Source organism: Bacteroides sp. AM44-19, from assembly GCF_003603395.1.
Lineage (GTDB): Bacteria > Bacteroidota > Bacteroidia > Bacteroidales > Bacteroidaceae > Bacteroides > Bacteroides uniformis.
On the sequence record NZ_QTNB01000020.1, the window covers coordinates 37,046 to 58,268 of the forward strand.

Genomic DNA, 21,223 nt, shown 5'->3' on the forward strand with positions numbered 1-21,223 from the left:
CTATTCACAATTCCTCCACGTATATCCAAATTTATCTTATTTGAAATTTTGCCGGGAGGTATCAATGTTAAACCCACTTTCTCATTAGAGTACATATTCACAGTACAAAACAGAGAAAAAAGAAACAATAATAAATATTTCATAATTACCTTTTTTGAAAGTATAATTTCTATTAATAGAAGCTGTTGGGAAAAGTGACAAAAGATTCCATCTCATTATTAGCTACGCGAATATAAGTATCAAACCTACGTTCACCTTCATGCAAAACAATGACACGAGCTCCATTAGAAGACAAATCATTATAAACAGTTTTTCCACCTGTATAACGACCATAAGCCAACAACACTTCTTTATATGCTACTGCATAATCATTATCATGATCATGTCCAACGAAGATACCCATCACATCACCACACTCCTTAACTGAAGTGAAAAAGCCAGAATTGGTAGTTGGACAACATACCATTTCTCCCTTACAACCAAACAAACGGTTTTTATCTTCCAGTAATGCATCTTTATATTCTGGGAGAGCAATATGGAAAAAAGCCAATGCAGGCAGAGGTATACCTCCGTTGTTTTCTGCAAACTTCTTACTGTGCTCACGATACCAAGCTATCTGATTAAATTTAATCCAATCATAACCCGGAACTGACTTAATTTGAGTATAAGAATGAGAATCAATGCAATACAGTAATGCCGCATCTTTATTCTTATCTTTTGAAGATTTCACAGTCAGCACATAATCCGGAACCACCTCACTTATACGGGTAGGCATTAGACTGCCTTTCTTCTTCGCAATATAGTCATAGAGTTCCGGACGGGTATGATCGTATTCGTCGTCATGATTACCAAATACGACAGCAAAAGGAATATTACGTTTGATACAAACGTCCAACACTATATCCAACCCTTTAAAAGATTCGTTAGAAACCACAACATCTCCCGTGAATATTACAAATTCGGGCTTCTCTATATCCAAGACCTCATTCATACGATCCAGTGCTACCTGAGAATTGACCTGATCATCATATTTATAATGGACATCCGTAAACTGTACTATTTTAAATGTTCTATTCTGATTGAATTTCAATGTCTCTTTTTGTCCCCATACTGTAAAAATATTCAATAAAGCCATAAGGGAAAAAAGTACTTTCTTACATGTCATAATCTAAGTCCGATAAACTAATTAATAAAAACCCAAAAAACAAAAATAGGCGGGATTATCACTCTTAAGACGAATTCCCGCCTATCAATCACCAGCTACATGTTACTTCTTATTGGCGATACCAAGTCATCTTATACATGCGTATTGTTGTTTGGGATGTATCACCACCAATCACACAAGTTGCAATATAAATATCATATCCAGTATCTGTAGGCACAATGGCAGTAGTCAAATCACCCCAAGAGTTATAACTTGTAGCATAAGGAGACCATTCACCCCTGAATAAACAGAACTTATCATAACCTGCATCATCAGGTCCCAATTCCATCTTAGACGGGTCGGTAATATCATAAACACTCAATGTAGAAACGCCACCAGACCAAGTGTCCGCTTGCTGGTCGTTCAACGCTAAATAAGTCTCGTTTTCAATATTGAACACATTAAATCCTAAGATGCGATACTCGTGATTGTCTTGATTCAAAGACGTAATTTCATAAGCCGGAGTAAACATACTAAATTTAGCTTTATAAGCAGCGTCATCGCCGGTAGCGCCAGAATAGCGATTATAAGCAATATAATGCTTAGAATCATCTTCAAGAGTTGCACGTTGTATCATTGGAGCGCTGGTCCAATCGCCACCAGCAGGGCCATAACGAAGTACATTCGGTTTTGCATCAGGAGTTACCAATTGACCATCCTCCAATTTCCAATAATAAATTTCCATATTATGAGGACACATACCATAAATATAAGCTACTCCTTTAGTTACATCCCCCTTCACACTCATGTTATAACCCAAATCATCGGGACATCCTGCATCAGCTGTCCAATTCAATAGATTAATATGTTCTTGAGTCTCCTCTGAATAGTAATAGACCATAAATCCTGCACCATAAACATTTTCACGGTTTGTAATCAAATGACCGGCATCATCTGTACGAGCTCTCATCATAAAGGTACTTGCTGCAGGGATTTCCTTCACAAACTCACCGCTATTTCTATCATACAATTTAATAGGAGCATTGTACTCTTGAATAGCCAAGTAGTTCTGATAGAAAGCCAAACCGGTAGTATTAGATGACATATTCAGTAAAGCGGCATTTTTCTCCCATAATTTAGCATATTTAGTCTTCGGAGGAGTAGGCACTACACGAATCGTGTTATGATGCTTATTTCCCAATGCATCCACTACCGTTATAGGATAAGGATTTGTAAAATCCATCTCACCACCAACCGCAGGAGTAACATAACAATTGTGTTCTACATTCACCATGCAGATAAGACGTGTTAGATCCAACGGGGTTTCATCTGTCGTAGGTACCTTAACAATAATCTCTTCATTTTCTTCATAAGGTCCAGTCTTGGTGGCTGCAAATTTCGATGGATTTCCCGGAATCTGTATGGTAACACTCATCAGTCCGTTCACTTGAGCAGTACGGCCTGTTTCATAATCAGGAGACTCACACGATGCCAATGTAGCCCAACACAAACAAGCGATTACTGATAATTTACTTAATATTTTCATGGTTAATTTTTATTTTCAAGTTAATACATTCAGCAAATAAATTGATTTTTTACTTCCATTCATCAAACTGTTGAACTGCTTCATTCTGTTCTATTTCACCAAGGGGTATAGGGAATCTGGCATAACGTTCTTCCCAAACACGGGTCTTGCCGCCATCAATATCTACAACTTCGTATGTAAATTCATTATCACCGACCTTAATCGGCTTCACTCCATGCATACTTGTACCGTTCAGTACAGTAGATGCCAACCCCCAACGGCGAAGATCCCAAAAACGATGGCCTTCAAAAGCCAGTTCAATCTTTCTCTCATGGCGAAGTAATTTCATGAATTCTGTTTGGGTAGCAGCCGTTAAATCCTTAGTAAAACCAGCTCTTCTCCTGACCTGATTTAAAGCATCTAAAGCCTCCGGCAACTTATCCTGCATCGCCATGGCCTCTGCATAAATTAACAGCACTTCAGCATAACGCATATAATAATAAGTCAAATCTCCCTGACCAGTAAAACTCGTGCCTTTGGGTTGAATGGCTTCTTTCATCAACTTACGCATGTAGTAGCCTGTACTGGTAGTACCTCCTCCCAAGCCAAAACCATCCTTACTACCCTCATAAGTATATAAAGTTTCCCCTTTCCATTGACAACCGTTATACAAGATTGTTGCATAAAAACGCGGCTCACGCCCTTCATAAGGATTAGCAGCCATCTCAGGATTATCCCAATCAAATTCACTACCATCAGCCATTTGATAAGAAGAAACCAAATCTTCTGTAGGAGAAATCTCAGCATAACCACCATCACTTGGCGGACAATAGAAATAATCAAAAGAATAAGTGAACTTATCCTTCAGATATCCGAATTCTATGACACTTTCTTTATTTTCAACCGGCACCAAACGCGAATTGGTAAACAGTTTACCGTAATCTTCATATAGCTCATAATCTTGGTTCATTACCTGAGCTGCTGCATCAGAAGCTTCTTTCCAACGTTCAGCATATAACATAGCACGAGCCAACATACCATAAGCAGCACCACTGCTCAAGCATCCCAATTCCACTTTATCTTTTGTAGGCAAATGTTCGGCGGCAAACTTCAAATCCTCATAAATAAAATCCCAACCTTCTTGAGAAGAACAAAGCGGATGATTTTTCTCACCTAACACAGGAAGTTGTCTATAGATTATATATTGCCCACCATAGCATTTAGCTAAATTAAAACAAGTTACACCACGGAAAAAGCGGACTTGTGCTTCAGCAAGTGTAGCAATCGAGTCTGAAAAATTAGTTCGATTCTTTTCTAGATTTTCCAAAAAACGAGTCAAAGACAATTGTGAGGAGTGGCTCCCCCCCCAAGTATCAAACATATTACTAGTAGTTGTTATAGGCATCGAACCAAAAACGAATTGATTATAATCAGATACAGGATTATTCTGCTTCAACATATCAGTACAAGCTTCACCTCCAAGTCCATAATAACCACCCACCAATGAATAATAACCATTGATATAAGTAATCAAGTTAGATTCATTCGACCAAATAATATCAGAAGGATATGAAGATGTTAATGTTGGATCAATATCACAACTACCCAATATGAAACAAGTAGAAGTGAATACCGTTAATATTTTCTTTATAGATTTCATCTGATTAAATTTTTAGAAAGTAATGTTTAAACCAAATTCATAAGTACGCTGCTGAGGATAATATCCTTGATTTACTCCAGGCATTTCCGGATCCATATAATCCAGTCCACAAATAGTCAGCAAATTACCACCACTCACATAAGCACGAATAGTTCTAAATCCAGCCTTTTCCGTCAATTTCTTAGGAAGTGTATAACCTAACTGAACTGATTTCAAACGTAAATATGTACCATCTTTTACCCACCAAGAAGAGAATTTTCCACCATTATCGCGAGCCTCAATCCCTAAACGAGGAAATTTTGCATTGGGATTATCAGGACGCCAAGAGCCTTCCACCAAATAATAAGGGGTATTTCCATCAGCATAAAACGGACGGGTATAGAACGTATCGTCACGAATTCCACTATCATAAATACCGCATAAATTCACATCGAACATAGCAGCTCCCTGCCAGAACATACTGAAATCAAATCCCTTCCATTCAGCTCCTAAATTTAATCCAAATACCATTTCCGGAATACTACTACGACCAATGGGTACCATATCTTGATCCCAAGTAATCTTTCCATCACCGTTAATGTCTTTCAATTTAATATCACCTGGTTTTGTATTTGTAGACCCTTCAAACAAAGCGCTGTGAGCTATTTCTTCTTCCGATTGAAATAATCCTTCTGCAACGAATCCCAAATAGCGTCCCATACTTTGCCCTGTAGCACGTTTATAAATCGGCACATTAGCATCTTCTGTAACTTTCAAGATTTTGTTACGAGCCCATGACAAGTTGCCTCGTACATGATAATTAAAATCTCGAATTTTATTATGGTGCGTCAATACCAATTCAAAACCACGATTGTCATGTGAACCATAGTTAATATATCCCGGGAAGTAACTGCCTAAAGAAGGTGGAAATTTCCCAGACTGACCTTCCAGAGAACGAGTGGTCTTCATGTAGAATACATCCAATTCAAGCCCCAATAGGCCATTCCACATATTAGACTCAACACCAATATTATAGGTATCAGTCAATTGCCATTTCAAATCCGGACAAATAGGCCCACTCATACCTATATCTTTCAAAGCATTAGTACCAAATACGACTACGGGGTCAGCAGATAAGGTTGCTGTAGAAAAATAAGTCATAGTGCTCTCAATAGCACGATCACTACCTAAACGTCCTATAGAAGCACGAATCTTTAAATTATCCATAAAAGGAACGGCTTCTTTAAAGAAATCTTCTTGAGAAATTCGCCAACCGACAGAAACGGCAGGGAAAAAGCCCCAACGGTTATGAGCCGGAAGTGCAGTAGAAGCATCCACACGTCCTGTAAACTCAAGCAGATACTTTTCATCATAAGCATAATTAAAACGCATAACATAGCCTGCACGTTTGTCATTACTATGACTGCCCTTGACTAAATTTTCGCTGACTTTCAAACCGTAACTCATATCCATTATATCTGTAATCGGAAAATCCTCCCGTCCAGCAGATATTCCTTCATAATCTTCTCTGGCATATTCATACAAGAACAAACCTGAGACATCGTGCTTACCAAATTTATTAGCATATTCAATGGTAGGTCTTATCGTATAACGCTGCTGGGAACCGTACCAGTGTGAGACAGATGCCATTGAACAGATACGCCCTTTTTCAACATTACCCTGATGTGTCGTTTGATTCCAAGAATAAACATTATACGGTGTCATTGCAGCTTTCCTCATTGAATGACTCTTCAAAAAAGCAGCATCCAATTTTGCTGAAAGCCCCTTGATAGGCAACTTATAACATAAAGAAATATCACCTTGAAACTTAGTAGTCTTACTTGATTGATATCCAGACAAGTCTCTGGCACCTAAAGGGTTATTATTTCCATTACCTGCTGTATTTTGACTTGCTATAGGCATACCGTCTTTGGTATAAGGCCTCAAATAAGGATAAGACAACATCGCTTGTTGGAATACTCCCGCATAAGCATTCGGACCAACAGAAGCACCCGGTGAACGCTGGTCATCTACAAACCCAGATAAATTCAAAGAAAAATCAATATTATTAGTTACCTTAGCATCCAAGTTTGAACGGAAATTATACTTATCATAAGATGTGTTTTCGACAATACCTTCCTGATTATAAGCTCCCAAAGAAGCAAAGAACTTGATACGCTCATTACCACCAGAAACAGAAACCGTATTCGTATATGTAGGAGCTACATTTTTAAAAAGCAAATCAAACCAGTCTGTATTACCATAGATCTCTTCATCCTCTCCAGGATTATTTATACGTTCAATATCTTCGGGAGAAAAACGTAAATTCTCCTCAGCTACACCATCCATCAACTGAGCTTTATTATACCAATAGGCATAATCCGGACCATTCAAAAATTTCGGAAAATTAGTATTCTGGCTCAACGTAACGGAAGAATTCAACGTTACAGTCGGTTTTTGTACAGTACCACGTTTTGTCGTTACCAAAATTACACCGGCAGCAGCACGTACGCCATACACGGCAGCAGCTGTGGCATCCTTCAAAATAGTAACTGATTCTACTTCATCTGGAGAAAAAGAGGGAAAATAATCTTGTATCACACCATCCACTACTACCAAAGCGTTACCGTCACCAGCACCTGTACCACGAATATAAAGATTTGAACCATCCTGCCCAGGCTGTCCACTGCTTTGTTTAGCAATCAACCCCGGAATACGTCCAGCTAACATATTAGAAAGTGTCCCGCTTGGAGCCTTCTTCAACTCTTTGTTACCCACTTGAGCAATAGAACCTGTTACACTGATTTTTTTCTGTGTGCCATAGCCTACTACCACCACTTCATCCAACAATTCGGAATCCTCTTTCAAAACCACTTTCAAAAGCTTTCTATCTTTCAGAGCAATCTTTTGAGTAGTATATCCTACATAAGAAAAGGTTAATGACACTTTAGTATTGGGCACAGTAATCGTAAAATGACCATCCACATCTGTCACTGCACCAGTCTTGCGATTCTCTGTAAAAACAGATACACCTATCAACGGATTATCCATCTCGTCGAACACACTACCCTCTACCTTCACTTGGGCACTTGCACCTAAACTTACCAAAGTGAACAACAAGAACAGCCAACAAAAATACTTGTTTTTCATTTTAACTAGAATTTAAAATCGAACAATTGAATTAGTTTTTAATATTGTTTATCCAGAACAATCTCTTCCAAGGTCTTCCAGCATTGATAGAGCCCTCTGGGAACATGGAAACAACCTTTCCACTTGCCACCCTTCAAAGGCAACAGAACTTCACCTCTACGATTCAAATAGCCAAACCATTCCGGATATTCTTGATCCTTGAAATGCGTCCATACATAACCATGTACTTTTTCAAACCACTCCAAACATTTTTCGTCTCCGGTCAACCGATAGCCTTTAAGCAATGAAATCAGCGTCTCTATATGCACCCACCAGAGTTTCTGATCCCACTCCAATTGCTGGGGAGGGAATCCCTTGCGATCCATAAAATAATAGATACCGCCAAATTCATTATCCCAACCATATTCCAACATCTTCAAAGCCGTGTTCTTAGCCTTCATTATCAATTCCGGGCGTTTCAACCGCTTACCTAAATCCATGATAAACCACATGGCTTCAATAGCATGCCCCGGAGTAACCTGACGTCCTTCAAAACAGTCTACCAAACTATTGTCACCATTTAGGTTCTCAACAATAAGTCCTCCAAGTTCCGGACGCAAGAACACCTCCATCACCTCGTGGATGCACGTATCCATTGTTTCCACCAAAAAATCCTCGTCAAGCAAATGCTCAATTTCTAATGCCAAGTTACATAGAATCATAGGCAAAGCAAAGCCTTTAAGATCTCTTGTTCCCGGATGAAGCTTATTCCATTTTCCTTTCGGATTATCAACTTTCGACAAAACAATGTCAAAAGTCTTTTTAGCTATATCTGCATACTCTTGATTTCCGGTGGCCAAACTCAGTTGCCCGAATGCCATCGTTGCAAAAGTGTATGAAAAGATATTATAAGGCTCTACCAACGGATGTCCTGCACGGTCCAATGAAAAATACCAGTTGTAATTCCCATCGTGCCCGTATTTCTTCAAGAACTCACCACCCTGAATGGCACAATCAAGCCACTCCTGACGCTTCTCCACCCTATTGTAAAGCATGGAGAACATCCATACTTCCCGGCCTTGCAGCCAGATAAATTTATCCGTGTCGAAAACATTCCCCTCCCGATCCAGACAAGTAAAATAGCCACCGTATTCGGTGTCTTGGGAATGATTCAACCAAAAAGGAAGAACATTATTCATAAGTTCGTCCTTATACTGATTCGCCAATTTCTTAAAATCCATCATCTTCATTCTTTTTTAAATAGGGCTGGGAACGTTTTTTATCCGGCATGCATCTAAACCAGCCCTTTACATTCACATTATTTATCTGTTGTATAAGAAATTACATCTCTTACCCAAATATCTGCTCCTTCAACGGGGTTTACCCATTTACAAGTCACGGTATATTTGCCATAAGACTGTACATAATTAAAGAACAACTCATGCTTACGGTGATTATACTTCAGCGGAAGCTTGCATACCTCAATCAATCTATCATTGAAATACACTTCCAGTTCAGCAACGTAATCTTCGGGCACATTCTCACCTTTCAATTCACCTTTAATGACAGCCCCCACACCTTCAAATTCGAAGGTCGGGAAATTAGCAATCCAATTCTCCACTACCACTTTTTTATCAACTTTCAAGCCTTCGAAGCTAATCTCCAATTGTGCAGGTTCCAGTTCTTGAAAACAGATAGTCACCTCATCGCTTCCAACTTTTCCACCGTTTTTTTCTATCATTTGTAAAGCGTGCCCAAAACTCAATTCACATCCTTTATTAAAGCTCACTGTATTATTGAAAGGAATATCTTCGACTACAGTCAGCTCTTTTCTGAATTTCTCAGGAATGCGATTATACCCAATCATTGTTCCCAAAATTCCCCCGGAAGAAGCCGGATTACAATCTGAATCCTGACCGGCACGTGTAGAAATATCAATCGTCTTCTCAAAGTCACCCTGCCCGTAGAGAAGCCCTAAAATGATATATGCACCGTTCACATAAGTCTCAATATTGAAAGGCATCTCAACCCCATCTGGACAAGCAATATCATTGGATCCCCATTTTTTCTCTATTTCTTCCCAACATTTTTTCCAATCCTCTGGATACTGTTTATGCCAATTTATAACATCAGCCATGCATGCATGAAAACGACTTTCCCGAGGAATAGACCTCAACGCCTCCGTCACAACATACTCAACATCATCGCTCACATAAGCCAAAGAGTACATGGCTGCTACATATACACCACCATACCAGCCATCGCCATACGCCATGATGTGTCCTACACGATCGCAAATTTCAGTAGCACTATTTACCATACCTGGAGCCATGATACCTGCAAAATCCGCTTCAATCTGAAAATCCAGACAATTGGCATGGGGATTATTTTTCCAATGCCCGCTGGCGGGAGGAGTCAAGCCATGAAGAAGATTGTAACGGGCCATCTGATTGGCATGACACAAAGGGTATTCTTTAGCCAAAAAGGCTGTGGCAAAAGAATCGGCCGGAGCATCCAAACCGCATCTTTCAAAAGTCTCCACAAAAGTCAGGTCGACATATACATCGTCATAAAGGCCGCCACCACCATCGTACCATTTTTTAATTTCACCCGGTCCCCAAGGCATCACTATCGAATCCGGAATCATAGTAGACAGATAGCGGAACTCTGTAGGACCTCCATACGTACAGCCGATAACCTGACCGGCCCAAGCACCTTTTACTTTATCAAACAGAGCATCTTTTGATAGAGTAAGATTCAAATTCTCGTTTTGAGAACCACCACATGAGCATAAAGTTGCCACCAAACAACCACTCAATAAAATTTTTCTAATTTTCATCATATCTATTATTAAGGTCAATTTTTTGTTTTCATCCAATAACGTTCAATCTCTTCCAATGATTTTCCGGTGGTCTCCGGCACCAGTTTCCAAACTATCAGCATGTAGGGAATACACATGGCAGCAAACAGGAAGAATGTTCCGGCGGGGGTAAGATTTTGGAGCATCCAGGGGGTAAGCTGCCCAATCAAGTATGTACCTATCCACAATGCAAAACCGGCAATGGACATGGCCAGTCCACGCACCCGGATTGGATACATTTCGGAAAGCAATACAAACACGACTGCGCAAATGGAAACCGCACAGCAAAACACATAGAACAAAAAGAAAACTAGCAGGAATAGGCTTGAAATGCCCCATGATTCTCCGGCAATAAAATAAAAGCCTATCAATACCAATGAAAGAATCATGCCTGAAACACCGTAATACACCAATTTCTTACGACCCACTTTATCAATAATGGCAAGAGCCAGTACAGTAGTCAGGGTATTGACTAGCCCCACCAACACCTGATAGAACAAGGAATCACCACCGGAAAGGCCAGCCCCTTCAAAGATGGAAGGACCATAATACAAGACTGCATTCACTCCCATAAACTGTCCGAGGATGGCTATACATACACCAATAATAACGGCTTTCATAATACCCGGCGACAAAAGCAAGGACCACTCTGATTGGGTTTCGGAAGTAAGAACAGACTTCGTTTCGTTCAATTGCACCAACGCTTCTTTGGAAGAGCTGTAAATGTGCTCCAAAATATTGACCGCACGCTCTTCACGATTGCGGACAATCAGCCAACGCGGACTTTCCGGAATAAAAAAGACAATGGCAAAGAACAGCAAAGCAGGCAAAGTCTCCATTCCCAACATTCCTCTCCATACTTCATTCACAAAAATCCAGTTAAACCAGCTATCGGCAGCTCCTGCATGGGTCTCAGCATACATAAGCAACTGATAATTCATTAGATAAGCTCCTAAAAAGCCAATGGTAACCGCTAATTGATAAAGTGATACCAAGCGTCCACGATACTGAGCTACCGACACCTCGGATATATAAAGAGGGGATACAATGGAAACCACACCGATACCTACACCTCCGACAATACGGTAAACCACCAACTGATTGAAATCTGCACATACCGCACAACCGATAGCAGACATGGAAAAGAGTATGGCCGACAGAATCATGGTACGTTTACGACCAAGCTTGTCACTTAAAATACCAGCAAAGAGCACTCCTACAATGGAACCTATCAACGCACAGCCTACATACCACCCTTGCGACATGGTATCTAAATTAAACTGAGCGGTTACCTTGGCAATGGTACCGGAAATGACTGCTGTATCATATCCGAAAAGAAATCCTCCCAAAGCAGCCACAACAGACAAGAAAACTACATAACCAATATTGACCGAAGATTTCATAGTATAAAATTTATCGATTAAATTCAAATTATTCTTTTACAAGTTGCTTATAAACAGTACCGAAGCGATCGGTCACCAGTACTTCTATGCGAGCCTTTTTATCTTTAGGAACAGCCTTAAACAAATGATTGGTAGGAAAAGCATTCACCCAGAGTGCACCCATCTTTTCACGATCGGAAAAAGCTTCTACAGCAGCCGGATCCAAACCTTTACAACGGGTCATCTCACCCATACAAGTACCATTCTCGAACCACTCTACCTTCCACTGCTCATCCCAATTCCAGACATTGGCCAGCACTTCTTCGGGAAACTCTTTCGAACTACCCGGAGCATAAGCCTGAAACTGGTATTCCAGCGGATAATCTACCGCTTTGTAGTGCCACTTCACCTGATTACCATCTACCTCATAAAGTCCAAAGCCTTGGGGGGTACCGTCAGAACAAAGCATGGATTTCCAAAAACCTGCACATACAGCAGCTGTATTGTGTTCCATTAACCGGTCGTTGAACACCACGTTACCGTTCACATGGGTATGTCCGGTAATGAGGTGTGCCTCATGGTCTTTCAGCAAATCATACAGACTATTGGCATTGCTTGTCTCGTCGGGTAGCAAGGCATTGAACTTGATGTCCTTGGTAGTGCTGGAAGGAATATGCATCATTACAAATACCAGATGATCTTTCGGCACCAAAGCCAAATCTTTCTCTATCCATTGCAGTGTACGTTCATCAATGTAACCTATATAACGATAATCCCTATTGATATAAAAACAATTGTCTAGTATAATATAATGTGCCTTTCCACGATTGAAAGAATAATAAATGGGACCAAAATAGTCCTCATAGGTCTTGTATGAATGTTCAAAAGAACGTACACCCATTTCCATATCATGATTTCCTATGATACGGTAAACAGGCAATCCCAGACCGCCAGACACTTGAATGTAATCTGGGTATAAACCAGGAGTATTACCCACAATGTCACCACAATCCAACACGAAGGCATCACGCTCCTTGGCATACTTTTCCATAAAGGCTCGTGCCTTACCTACATAAGAACGATAACTGTCTAAATGCTCCTGACAGCTGACTTGCACATCAGTCTGTACCATAAACACATGCTTCATATCATCTTTCAGATTCCTCTTCAATTCAAAATCATACTTTAAACGGCCTTTCTTAAGCGGGAAAAAGAAAGCGATATGCCCACCACCCTCTTGCGGCAGATAACCTGCAGGCGTGGAAAGATATACAAACCGAGCATCCCGGTTGCGCGGCAACTCATAACGGCCCTGAGCATCAGTCAGCACCACGTCAAAACCATCTGTCACCACAACACCAGCAAGCCCTTTGCCTTTACAGGTCACCACGCCTTCAACGGGATCTGGATAAATTGCAGCCTGCATGATTGAGACAACCAAGAACAGACAACAACTGCAAAACAATCTGAGCATAAAATTCATAATCACTTAATATTGAAATATTCCTTATACCTATTACACAAGTGTCCTGCCTGCAAATATGCTGATTGGGGACTCATAAAATGAGAAAACTCAAAAGTGATGGCCTTGTCATAACCGGCTCGCTTGGCAGCCTCCAGCTTCATCCGTAACTTGTCAAACTTAATAGGCAAAAAGTCGATGGGCATGTCACGATCAAAGGTTTCAGCGTTTGTCCAACATTTCATGCCATACTTATCAGCCAGCTTTTTGTTCACCGTAAAGAAAGCATCCAGTTCATCGTAATCGATATGTCCGTCCTGAAAAGCACAGGCGTCAACCACATCATGAATGCCATCGAAAATTTCATTCCACTCCCTTTCATGCTCCTGAACAGAAACCGCATCCTCCTTTGTCAACTTATCTGTACCCATCACGGCCTTTTTCCCGTCAATCCACGGAGAAATAAAAGTCGGCAAACCGCCGGAGACATCCTTGCATTGTTTGCCCATCGCATGAAAGGCATCAATGGCACCCTTCGTCTTACGGCTTATCTCACCACTGATATACCATCCGCCGAAACTCTTGTACTTCTCACCGTACCTGCTCCACACCTCATCAATCACATACTTGTTATCCTCAACCTCCCACGAAAGGTCACCGGTATCCCAGTACTTGCCCGAATCATATAAACCAAAATAGAACTTCATGTGATATTTCCCCGCCAGCCGAAGGAACATGTCCAACAAATCGACGGAAGGCATATAACACCCTTTGCCCAGCAAATGCGCCGAAGGATAAGTAATGAATTTGCGATAACCCGACCGGATCATTATGACCGTGTCAATTCCAATACTCTGCATATACCGGAAATCCTGATCCCATTCCCTTTCCCCCCAATTCTGATGGGGAATATCATGGGATATCTCATCCAAGAACGTGCCGGTAATTTTAAGTGCATCGCCCATGGGAACTAGCATGGAAGAGGCAGACTCTTGAGAAAAGAAGCAATCCCCATCACCCTCTCGCCCCAACAATGAAGGGGCCATGAATGCAGACGCACCGAACAAAGCGGTCCTCTTTAAAAAATCCCTGCGTGTTTTCATTATTAATAAAATTAAGATCAACCATTATATATTAAACCTATCGAATACACTTTTTTAAGATAAAAAATCAATTATGTTTTTCATTGTTTTAGATATTAATTGTTATTATTCAATTATCACGCTGCAAATATAGATATATTTATTATATTTGCAAGACTTAATAAAGTATTTAATTAATATATAACCTACAATTAATATATATTAACGCGTAATTACAAAACAATTTACATAATAACAAATCAAATACATAATATTTCAGAATAATAAATCCGTATTTATTAATATAATAAGCAAAATAGAGTAAATAACATAAAAATACATACATATGAAACAGAATTTATTAAAAGAAATGGAAACCGGGAGCAAGAATGCACTCTTAAAAAAAAGGATCATCACACATTATATATATAATGGGAGCTCCACTATTACCGATTTGGCCAAGGAACTCGATCTGAGTGTGCCCACAACCACCAAATTCATCAATGAAATGTGTGAGGACAACTATATAAACGACTATGGGAAACTGGAGACCAGTAGCGGCCGCCATCCAAGCCTATACGGACTCAACCCGGAATCAGGATACTTCATTGGAGTGGACATTAAGAAATTTGCCATAAACATCGGACTGATCAATTTCAAGGGGGATATGGTGGAAATCAAGATGAACATACCATACAAGTTCGAAAATACACAGGAAGCTTTGGAAGAACTGTGTGCACTCATCCGAAACTTCATAAAGGGAACGGAAATCAACGACAAGAAGATAATGAACATCTGCATCAACATCTCCGGAAGAGTAAATCCGGAATCAGGATATAGTTTCAGCATGTTCAACTTTTCAGAGCGTCCTTTGGCGGATGTACTGAATGAAAAGATAGGATACCCGGTCTGCATAGACAACGACACAAGGGCCATGACCTATGGAGAGCATATGCAAGGATGCGTCAAAGGGGAAAAGGACATCATCTTTGTCAACATAAGCTGGGGACTCGGAATCGGCATCATCATAGACGGGAAGGTATACACGGGAAAATCTGGATTTTCCGGAGAATTCGGGCATGTCAATGTTTTCGATAATGAAATACTGTGCCACTGCGGCAAAAAAGGATGCCTGGAAACGGAAGCCTCAGGATCGGCACTACACCGCATCCTGTTGGAAAGAATCGGTAGCGGAGAAAGTTCCATACTATCAAAACGGACTGCAGAAAATCCGCCCACCTTGGATGAAATCATCACCGCAGTCAATAAAGAGGACTTGCTATGCATTGAGATAGTGGAAGAAATAGGCCAAAAACTGGGAAGGCAAATAGCTGGATTAATAAGCATATTCAATCCGGAACTAGTAATAATCGGGGGTACACTATCATCAACAGGAGACTATATAGTGCAGCCAATCAAAACGGCAATAAGGAAATACTCATTGAATCTGGTCAACAAAGACGCCACGGTGACTGTTTCCAAGCTAAAAGACAAGGCTGGAGTAGTTGGGGCCTGCATGCTGGCACGGAGCAGAATGTTCGAAATTTAAAACGACCATTGCCAGCATAATGGGATTGACAAAGAGTATACCAAGAACGCAACTATCATATGCAAAAATATTGAAAAAGCGAGTCAGTAGTTGGTTACTGATAAAAGCACAGAATAAACCAGCATCATGATAACCGATTTCCAATACTGCCTCATATTGTGGAATTCGAAAATGCAGATTATTAAACTGTCAATAAAGAGAAGATGGGATCTATAGGATATACTCGGAAATATTACGAACATAACAAAGATTTGGGAAAGTATACCCTAAGATAAGGACAGAAAAGCAAGAAGCCATCATTACGGGTATCTATATTACTATAATTCCCTATCTGTAGCCTGCGTAGTGGGTTTAGGTGACGGAAAGAGGTTGTGGCAATCACAATCTCTTTCTTTTTATGATACATGGGGCAAGCTGTTGCATTTCAGATAAAATCCTTTACCTTTGCCGGCAAACACATTTATCAAGATATCAGGATGAAGAAAGTATTTAAATTGGCCGGAGGATTCATGGTCGGGGCATGCATCGGCTTTGTAGGAATAATAGGTGTAAGAGTCCTGGTTTTAGGAGACTCGTTCGACGGTTTACACAGCAAGTTTGCCGAAACCGGCATGCTGGAGACAGTAGGAGTTTCCTTGTTAGCCATACTGATTCTGCTGTTCTCCATCTTCCTGCAAGTGCTTCTGCACGAAGGCGGGCATCTTGTCTGCGGACTGGCAACCGGCTACCGCTTCGTCTCCTTCCGCATCTTCAACCTTACCTTCATACGGAAAGACGGAAAGTTGTGCATCAAGCGTTTCAGTATTGCCGGAACTGGAGGGCAATGCCTACTTACACCACCCGACAAGCCTCTGGAAGACATCCCGACCGTCTTATACAACCTGGGTGGAGTACTCACTAATCTACTGACTGCCATCCTCACCGTCCTTCCGTTACTGGCCGTAGACGGGCTGCCTTACCTGCTGAAATTCTTCCTTTTGATGCTCTCTTTGATTGGCATTCTCCTTGCAGGGATGAACGGCATCCCCATGAAGATGGGCGGCATCGGCAATGATGCCGACAACATGCGCCTGCTTCTCAAGGACAGCAAGAGCAAGCAGGCACTGGTCACCCAGCTGCGCATCAACGCACTGGTGCAAGAGGGCATGCGTCCTAAGGACATGCCTGCCGAATGGTTCAGCCAAACGGAAGACATCAACTACAAAGATGCCCTGCAGGTCACCATAGCCTTGATGAGCGCCTCGCGCCTGCTCGACTGCGAAGAATGGGAAGCCGCCTACAATGCATTTGAGAAAATAATGAGCCACCGGCACGAAGTCATCGGACTTTTGATAAAGGAAAACGCTTGCGAGCTGCTCTTCACCGCACTGGTGACAAAGAGGACCGCACGGGCAGAAGAATTATATACCGATGAGCTGGATACCTACATCCGGCAATATAAGGATGTGACGTCTTCCAAACAGCGGCTGCTCTGCGCCCTGGCACTCTACCGGGACAAGGACACAGCAAAGGCAAAGGAGATTTACGAAGCCACCTGCCAACGGAAAAACAAATACTTGATGCAGGGAGAAGTCAGTTCGGACATAGCTTTGATGAAATCAATCCTTACCGCCAAGAATGCCTTGTAAGATGGAACGATATTTCTTTTACTTGTTATATCTGCTGCTTGGCTGCTCACTATGCGGTTGTAGCAGAAAACAAGCGCCAAAGCAGACACAAGACCCGGATACGGAGACCACCATCCCGTACGCCGACACCATAGCGGCACCCGTCCCTCCGGCTCTGGCTAAAAGCCGGACAGCCCGCTACCTGGACTCCCTCGGTTTCGTCAACATCGCCGAAGCGGACAGCAGCATCGCCATCGACTTGATGTACACCCGTGCCGACAACTTCACCGGAACCCTATTGTACGAAGACCTGAAAGAAGCCTACCTGCACCCCGATGCCATGAAAAGCCTGAAGCGGGCACAACGCCTGCTGAAAGAACAGTACCCCGGCTACAGCCTCATCGTCTACGACGCAGCGCGCCCCTTGTCCGTACAGCAGAAGATGTGGAACGTAGTGAAAGGAACCTCCAAATACATCTATGTCTCCAACCCCTCACGCGGCGGCGGCCTGCACAACTACGGGTTGGCAGTGGACATCAGCATACTCGACGATAAAGGAACCCCTCTGCCCATGGGCACCCCGGTAGACCATCTGGGCAGGGAAGCCCACATCACAGAAGAAGCCGTGCTCGTGGCACAAGGCAAGCTGACGGAACAAGAACGTGAAAACCGGCTGCTGCTCCGGCAGGTAATGAAAGAAGCCGGATTCCACCCGCTACCCAGCGAATGGTGGCACTTCAACCGCGTCAGCAGGCAGACGGCAAAGGAGCGATACCGGGTCATCCCTTAACTCTCACCCCCAGCTTGTCCGGAAACTTAAATTTGCTATCGCTTTGACGCGGATGACGCAGATGACGCGGATTTTTAATATTCTTAATCTGTATTATCAGCGTCATCTGTGTCTGAAAAATAATCAGACAGAAAGCTGCGAATTTATGCCCCACTTTGTCCTTTTTGAGATAACTTTGCATCAGAATAAATAAGCCAAGCCATGCCTTTATCCCAAGACACCCTCCGCTTCATCCGCGAGCATCGCCACGACGACGTGCGCAGCCTTGCCTTGCAGGCACGCCGCTACCCTTCGGTAGACATGCCCGCCGCCATCACACAGATTTCCGGCTGGCAGATTGCCAAAGAGAAGATACCCGCATGGGCCGAGAACGAGCATATACTCTACCCCGCCCACCTTTCTCTGGAACAATGCTCCTCCCAAGCAACGGCACAGTATAAAGCGGAGATTATAACTAACCTGCTACATACAGAACAAGAACATCCCGCGCAGAACAGTACCCCCGCATCAGCCGGCACCTTTACCGACCTCACCGGAGGTTTCGGCATCGACTGCGCCTATCTCTCCTCCCGCTTCGGGCATGCCACTTACGTCGAGCGCCAGGAAACCCTCTGCCAGATAGCCGCACACAACTTCCCTGTCCTCGGCCTGAACCACATCTCCGTCTGCCACGCAGACAGCGTCTGCCATCTGCAAGAGATGGAGCCCGTGGACTGTATATTCATAGACCCTGCCCGCCGCGACGGACACGGTGGAAAGACCGTAGCCATCGGCGACTGCGAACCCGATATAGCCGCCCTCGAAGAACTGCTGCTACGCAAGGCAAGACACGTACTGGTAAAACTCTCCCCCATGCTCGACCTCACCCTTGCCCTGAACGATTTGAAGCATGTCCACCAGGCACACATCGTCTCCGTGGGCAACGAATGCAAGGAACTGCTGCTCTTGCTGGGACAAGGCGAAGGAGTGCCGGCAGACGACATCCCCATCCATTGCGTCAACTTCACCGGTGTACCGGCTCCCCAAGCCCTCGTCTTCACCCGCCGGCAGGAGAAGGAGCGTGCATGCCCCTACACCCCTCAACTGAAATCATACCTCTACGAACCGAATGCCTCCGTGCTGAAAGCCGGTGCATTCCGCAGCCTCTCCTCATTGTATAAGGTGGAAAAACTGCATCCCAACAGCCACCTCTACACCTCGGACCACTTCCTGCCGGACTTCCCCGGCCGCAAGTTCCGGATTACCTCCTCCTGCGGCTTCGGCAAGAAAGAAGTGAAAGAGATGCTGGCTGCCGAGAAAAAGGCGAACCTCACCGTGCGCAACTTCCCCGCCACCGTGGCCGAACTGCGCAAACGACTGAAATTGGCCGAAGGGGGAGGCACTTATCTCTTTGCCACTACTCTGGCAGACGAGAAGAAGGTACTTATCCGCTGCCAGGCTACGGGATAAGACACCAACCCCTATACCTTCCCCTGCACGAGATGTACATCTCATGTTGCTCGAGATGTATATCTCATACAGTCCGAGATGTACATCTCGTGCATCTTTAGCATCAGTCTGCCAGATGACGGCAAAGGGAGATACCGCCGAAAGGGTACTACCTCCAAGAATTTATGTAACCTCATTGTAACCGAATCGTTACCCTTTCTTCAATTTCCCGCAAACCTTGTGTAACGCCAACCCTCTACTTTTGCGGCAGATTATTAACAGATAATAACAAGCATGAAACAGATTTTGAGAGCATTCTTATTCTTACTCCTATTCACCGCCACCGTCAATACGGCCATTGCCGACGAAAAAGCAAATGTCACGAAACAAGGAACTGTACGCGGACGTATCATCGACGCTACTAAACAAACCCTCCCGGGCGCATCCATCTACATCGAGAAACTACACACTGGCGTGACGAGCGACGTCAACGGCTTCTACACTTTCTCTAACCTTGACCCGGGAACCTATACAGTAAAGGTGAGCTACGTGGGCTACTCTCCCGTAGAACTGAAAATCACCATCCCCGCAGGCCGTACACTGGAAAAAGACGTCGTACTGAACGAAGGCGTGGAGTTGCAGGAAGTGGTGGTAGGCGGCGCCTTCCAGGGACAGCGCCGTGCCATCAACTCACAGAAAAACAACATGGGGATTACGAATGTAGTCTCTGCCGACCAGGTAGGCAAGTTCCCCGACTCCAACATCGGTGACGCCCTTAAACGCATCTCCGGCATCAACGTGCAGTACGACCAAGGCGAGGCACGCTTCGGGCAAGTGCGGGGCACGAGTGCCGACCTCAGCTCCGTCACCATCAACGGCAACCGCGTTCCCTCTGCCGAAGGCGATACGCGCAACGTACAGCTCGACCTCATTCCGGCAGACATGATTCAGACCATCGAAGTGAACAAGGTAGTAACCGCCGATATGGACGGCGACGCCATCGGCGGCAGCATTAACCTCGTCACCAAGAACTCCCCCTACAAGCGTACCATTGCCGCCACCGCCGGAACCGGCTACAACTGGGTGAGCGAAAAGGCGCAACTGAACCTTGGCTTCACCTACGGCGACCGCTTCTTCAACGACAAACTCGGCTTGATTGTATCGGCCTCCTATCAGAACTCACCTTCCGGTTCCTACGACACCGAATTTGTATGGGAGCAGGATGACAACGGCAAGACGTACGTCAACGACTACCAAATCCGCCAATACTACGTCACCCGCGAACGCCAAAGCTACTCTGCCGCACTGGACTGGGACATCAATGCCAACCACAAACTGACCTTCAAAGGCATCTTCAACAACCGCAACGACTGGGAGAATCGCTACCGTACCACGCTGAAAGACCTTGACCCCGACGGCAACGCCACCGTACGCATACAGACCAAAGCCGGTACGCCGGACAACCGTAACGCCCGCCTGGAACGCCAGCGCACCATGGACTTTGCCCTCGGCGGCGAACACCTCTTCGGCGCCCTCTCCATGGACTGGCACGCCAGCTATGCCAAAGCCAGCGATGTAGCTAACACTTGAAAAGGGACCCGGAACAACATTTAAAAAGTGCCCCAC

Annotated in this window: 13 protein-coding genes and 1 pseudogene; 5 read left to right on the forward strand and 9 right to left on the reverse strand. The window is 43.6% G+C overall.

Annotated elements, in window-relative coordinates; genetic code table 11:
• Positions 1 to 172 precede the first annotated feature (172 nt).
• The 9 genes from DW947_RS18975 to DW947_RS19015 form a co-directional block, all read right to left on the reverse strand.
• On the reverse strand, positions 173 to 1,135 hold the full coding sequence (locus tag DW947_RS18975; RefSeq protein WP_035447308.1) for a metallophosphoesterase family protein: 963 nt from the start codon (positions 1,133 to 1,135) through the stop codon (positions 173 to 175).
• Between the two features lie 139 nt (positions 1,136 to 1,274).
• Entirely contained in the window at positions 1,275 to 2,690 is a 1,416-nt protein-coding gene (locus DW947_RS18980; protein WP_035447310.1) for a hypothetical protein, read from the reverse strand.
• A 49-nt stretch (positions 2,691 to 2,739) separates the two neighbouring features.
• Entirely contained in the window at positions 2,740 to 4,329 is a 1,590-nt protein-coding gene (locus DW947_RS18985) for a RagB/SusD family nutrient uptake outer membrane protein (RefSeq protein ID WP_057281456.1), read from the reverse strand.
• 12 nt (positions 4,330 to 4,341) lie between these two features.
• Positions 4,342 to 7,458, reverse strand: a complete 3,117-nt coding sequence (locus tag DW947_RS18990; protein WP_098032009.1) for a SusC/RagA family TonB-linked outer membrane protein — start codon at positions 7,456 to 7,458, stop codon at positions 4,342 to 4,344.
• A gap of 38 nt (positions 7,459 to 7,496) precedes the next feature.
• Positions 7,497 to 8,678 (reverse strand): AGE family epimerase/isomerase, encoded by a 1,182-nt coding sequence (locus DW947_RS18995; protein ID WP_057281531.1) that lies wholly within the window; start codon positions 8,676 to 8,678, stop codon positions 7,497 to 7,499.
• Between the two features lie 77 nt (positions 8,679 to 8,755).
• Complete coding sequence (locus DW947_RS19000) at positions 8,756 to 10,276, reverse strand: ADP-ribosylglycohydrolase family protein (protein WP_057281532.1); 1,521 nt, start codon at positions 10,274 to 10,276, stop codon at positions 8,756 to 8,758.
• A 17-nt stretch (positions 10,277 to 10,293) separates the two neighbouring features.
• Positions 10,294 to 11,700: a sugar porter family MFS transporter gene (locus DW947_RS19005; RefSeq protein WP_057281458.1), complete on the reverse strand. Its 1,407-nt coding sequence runs from the start codon at positions 11,698 to 11,700 to the stop codon at positions 10,294 to 10,296.
• 28 nt (positions 11,701 to 11,728) lie between these two features.
• Positions 11,729 to 13,153, reverse strand: coding sequence for a calcineurin-like phosphoesterase C-terminal domain-containing protein (locus DW947_RS19010; protein ID WP_172793031.1), 1,425 nt, complete (start codon positions 13,151 to 13,153; stop codon positions 11,729 to 11,731).
• A gap of 11 nt (positions 13,154 to 13,164) precedes the next feature.
• Positions 13,165 to 14,244 (reverse strand): DUF4434 domain-containing protein, encoded by a 1,080-nt coding sequence (locus DW947_RS19015; RefSeq protein WP_057281533.1) that lies wholly within the window; start codon positions 14,242 to 14,244, stop codon positions 13,165 to 13,167.
• A gap of 325 nt (positions 14,245 to 14,569) precedes the next feature.
• On the opposite strand from DW947_RS19015, the gene DW947_RS19020 reads away from it, so the two are divergent.
• The 5 genes and pseudogenes from DW947_RS19020 to DW947_RS19045 all read left to right on the forward strand — a co-directional run.
• Positions 14,570 to 15,772: an ROK family transcriptional regulator gene (locus DW947_RS19020; RefSeq protein ID WP_035447319.1), complete on the forward strand. Its 1,203-nt coding sequence runs from the start codon at positions 14,570 to 14,572 to the stop codon at positions 15,770 to 15,772.
• 476 nt (positions 15,773 to 16,248) lie between these two features.
• Entirely contained in the window at positions 16,249 to 17,400 is a 1,152-nt protein-coding gene (locus DW947_RS19025; RefSeq protein WP_229095654.1) for a hypothetical protein, read from the forward strand.
• Position 17,401: 1 nt separating this feature from the next.
• Positions 17,402 to 18,169 (forward strand): M15 family metallopeptidase, encoded by a 768-nt coding sequence (locus tag DW947_RS19030; protein ID WP_117962969.1) that lies wholly within the window; start codon positions 17,402 to 17,404, stop codon positions 18,167 to 18,169.
• A 201-nt stretch (positions 18,170 to 18,370) separates the two neighbouring features.
• Positions 18,371 to 19,618 carry a THUMP-like domain-containing protein gene (locus DW947_RS19040; RefSeq protein WP_119958604.1) on the forward strand — a complete coding sequence of 416 codons (1,248 nt, stop codon included), beginning with the start codon at positions 18,371 to 18,373 and terminating at the stop codon, positions 19,616 to 19,618.
• A gap of 273 nt (positions 19,619 to 19,891) precedes the next feature.
• Positions 19,892 to 21,172: pseudogene (locus tag DW947_RS19045) on the forward strand (carboxypeptidase-like regulatory domain-containing protein); the annotation flags it as partial.
• Between the last annotated feature and the right edge of the window lie 51 nt (positions 21,173 to 21,223).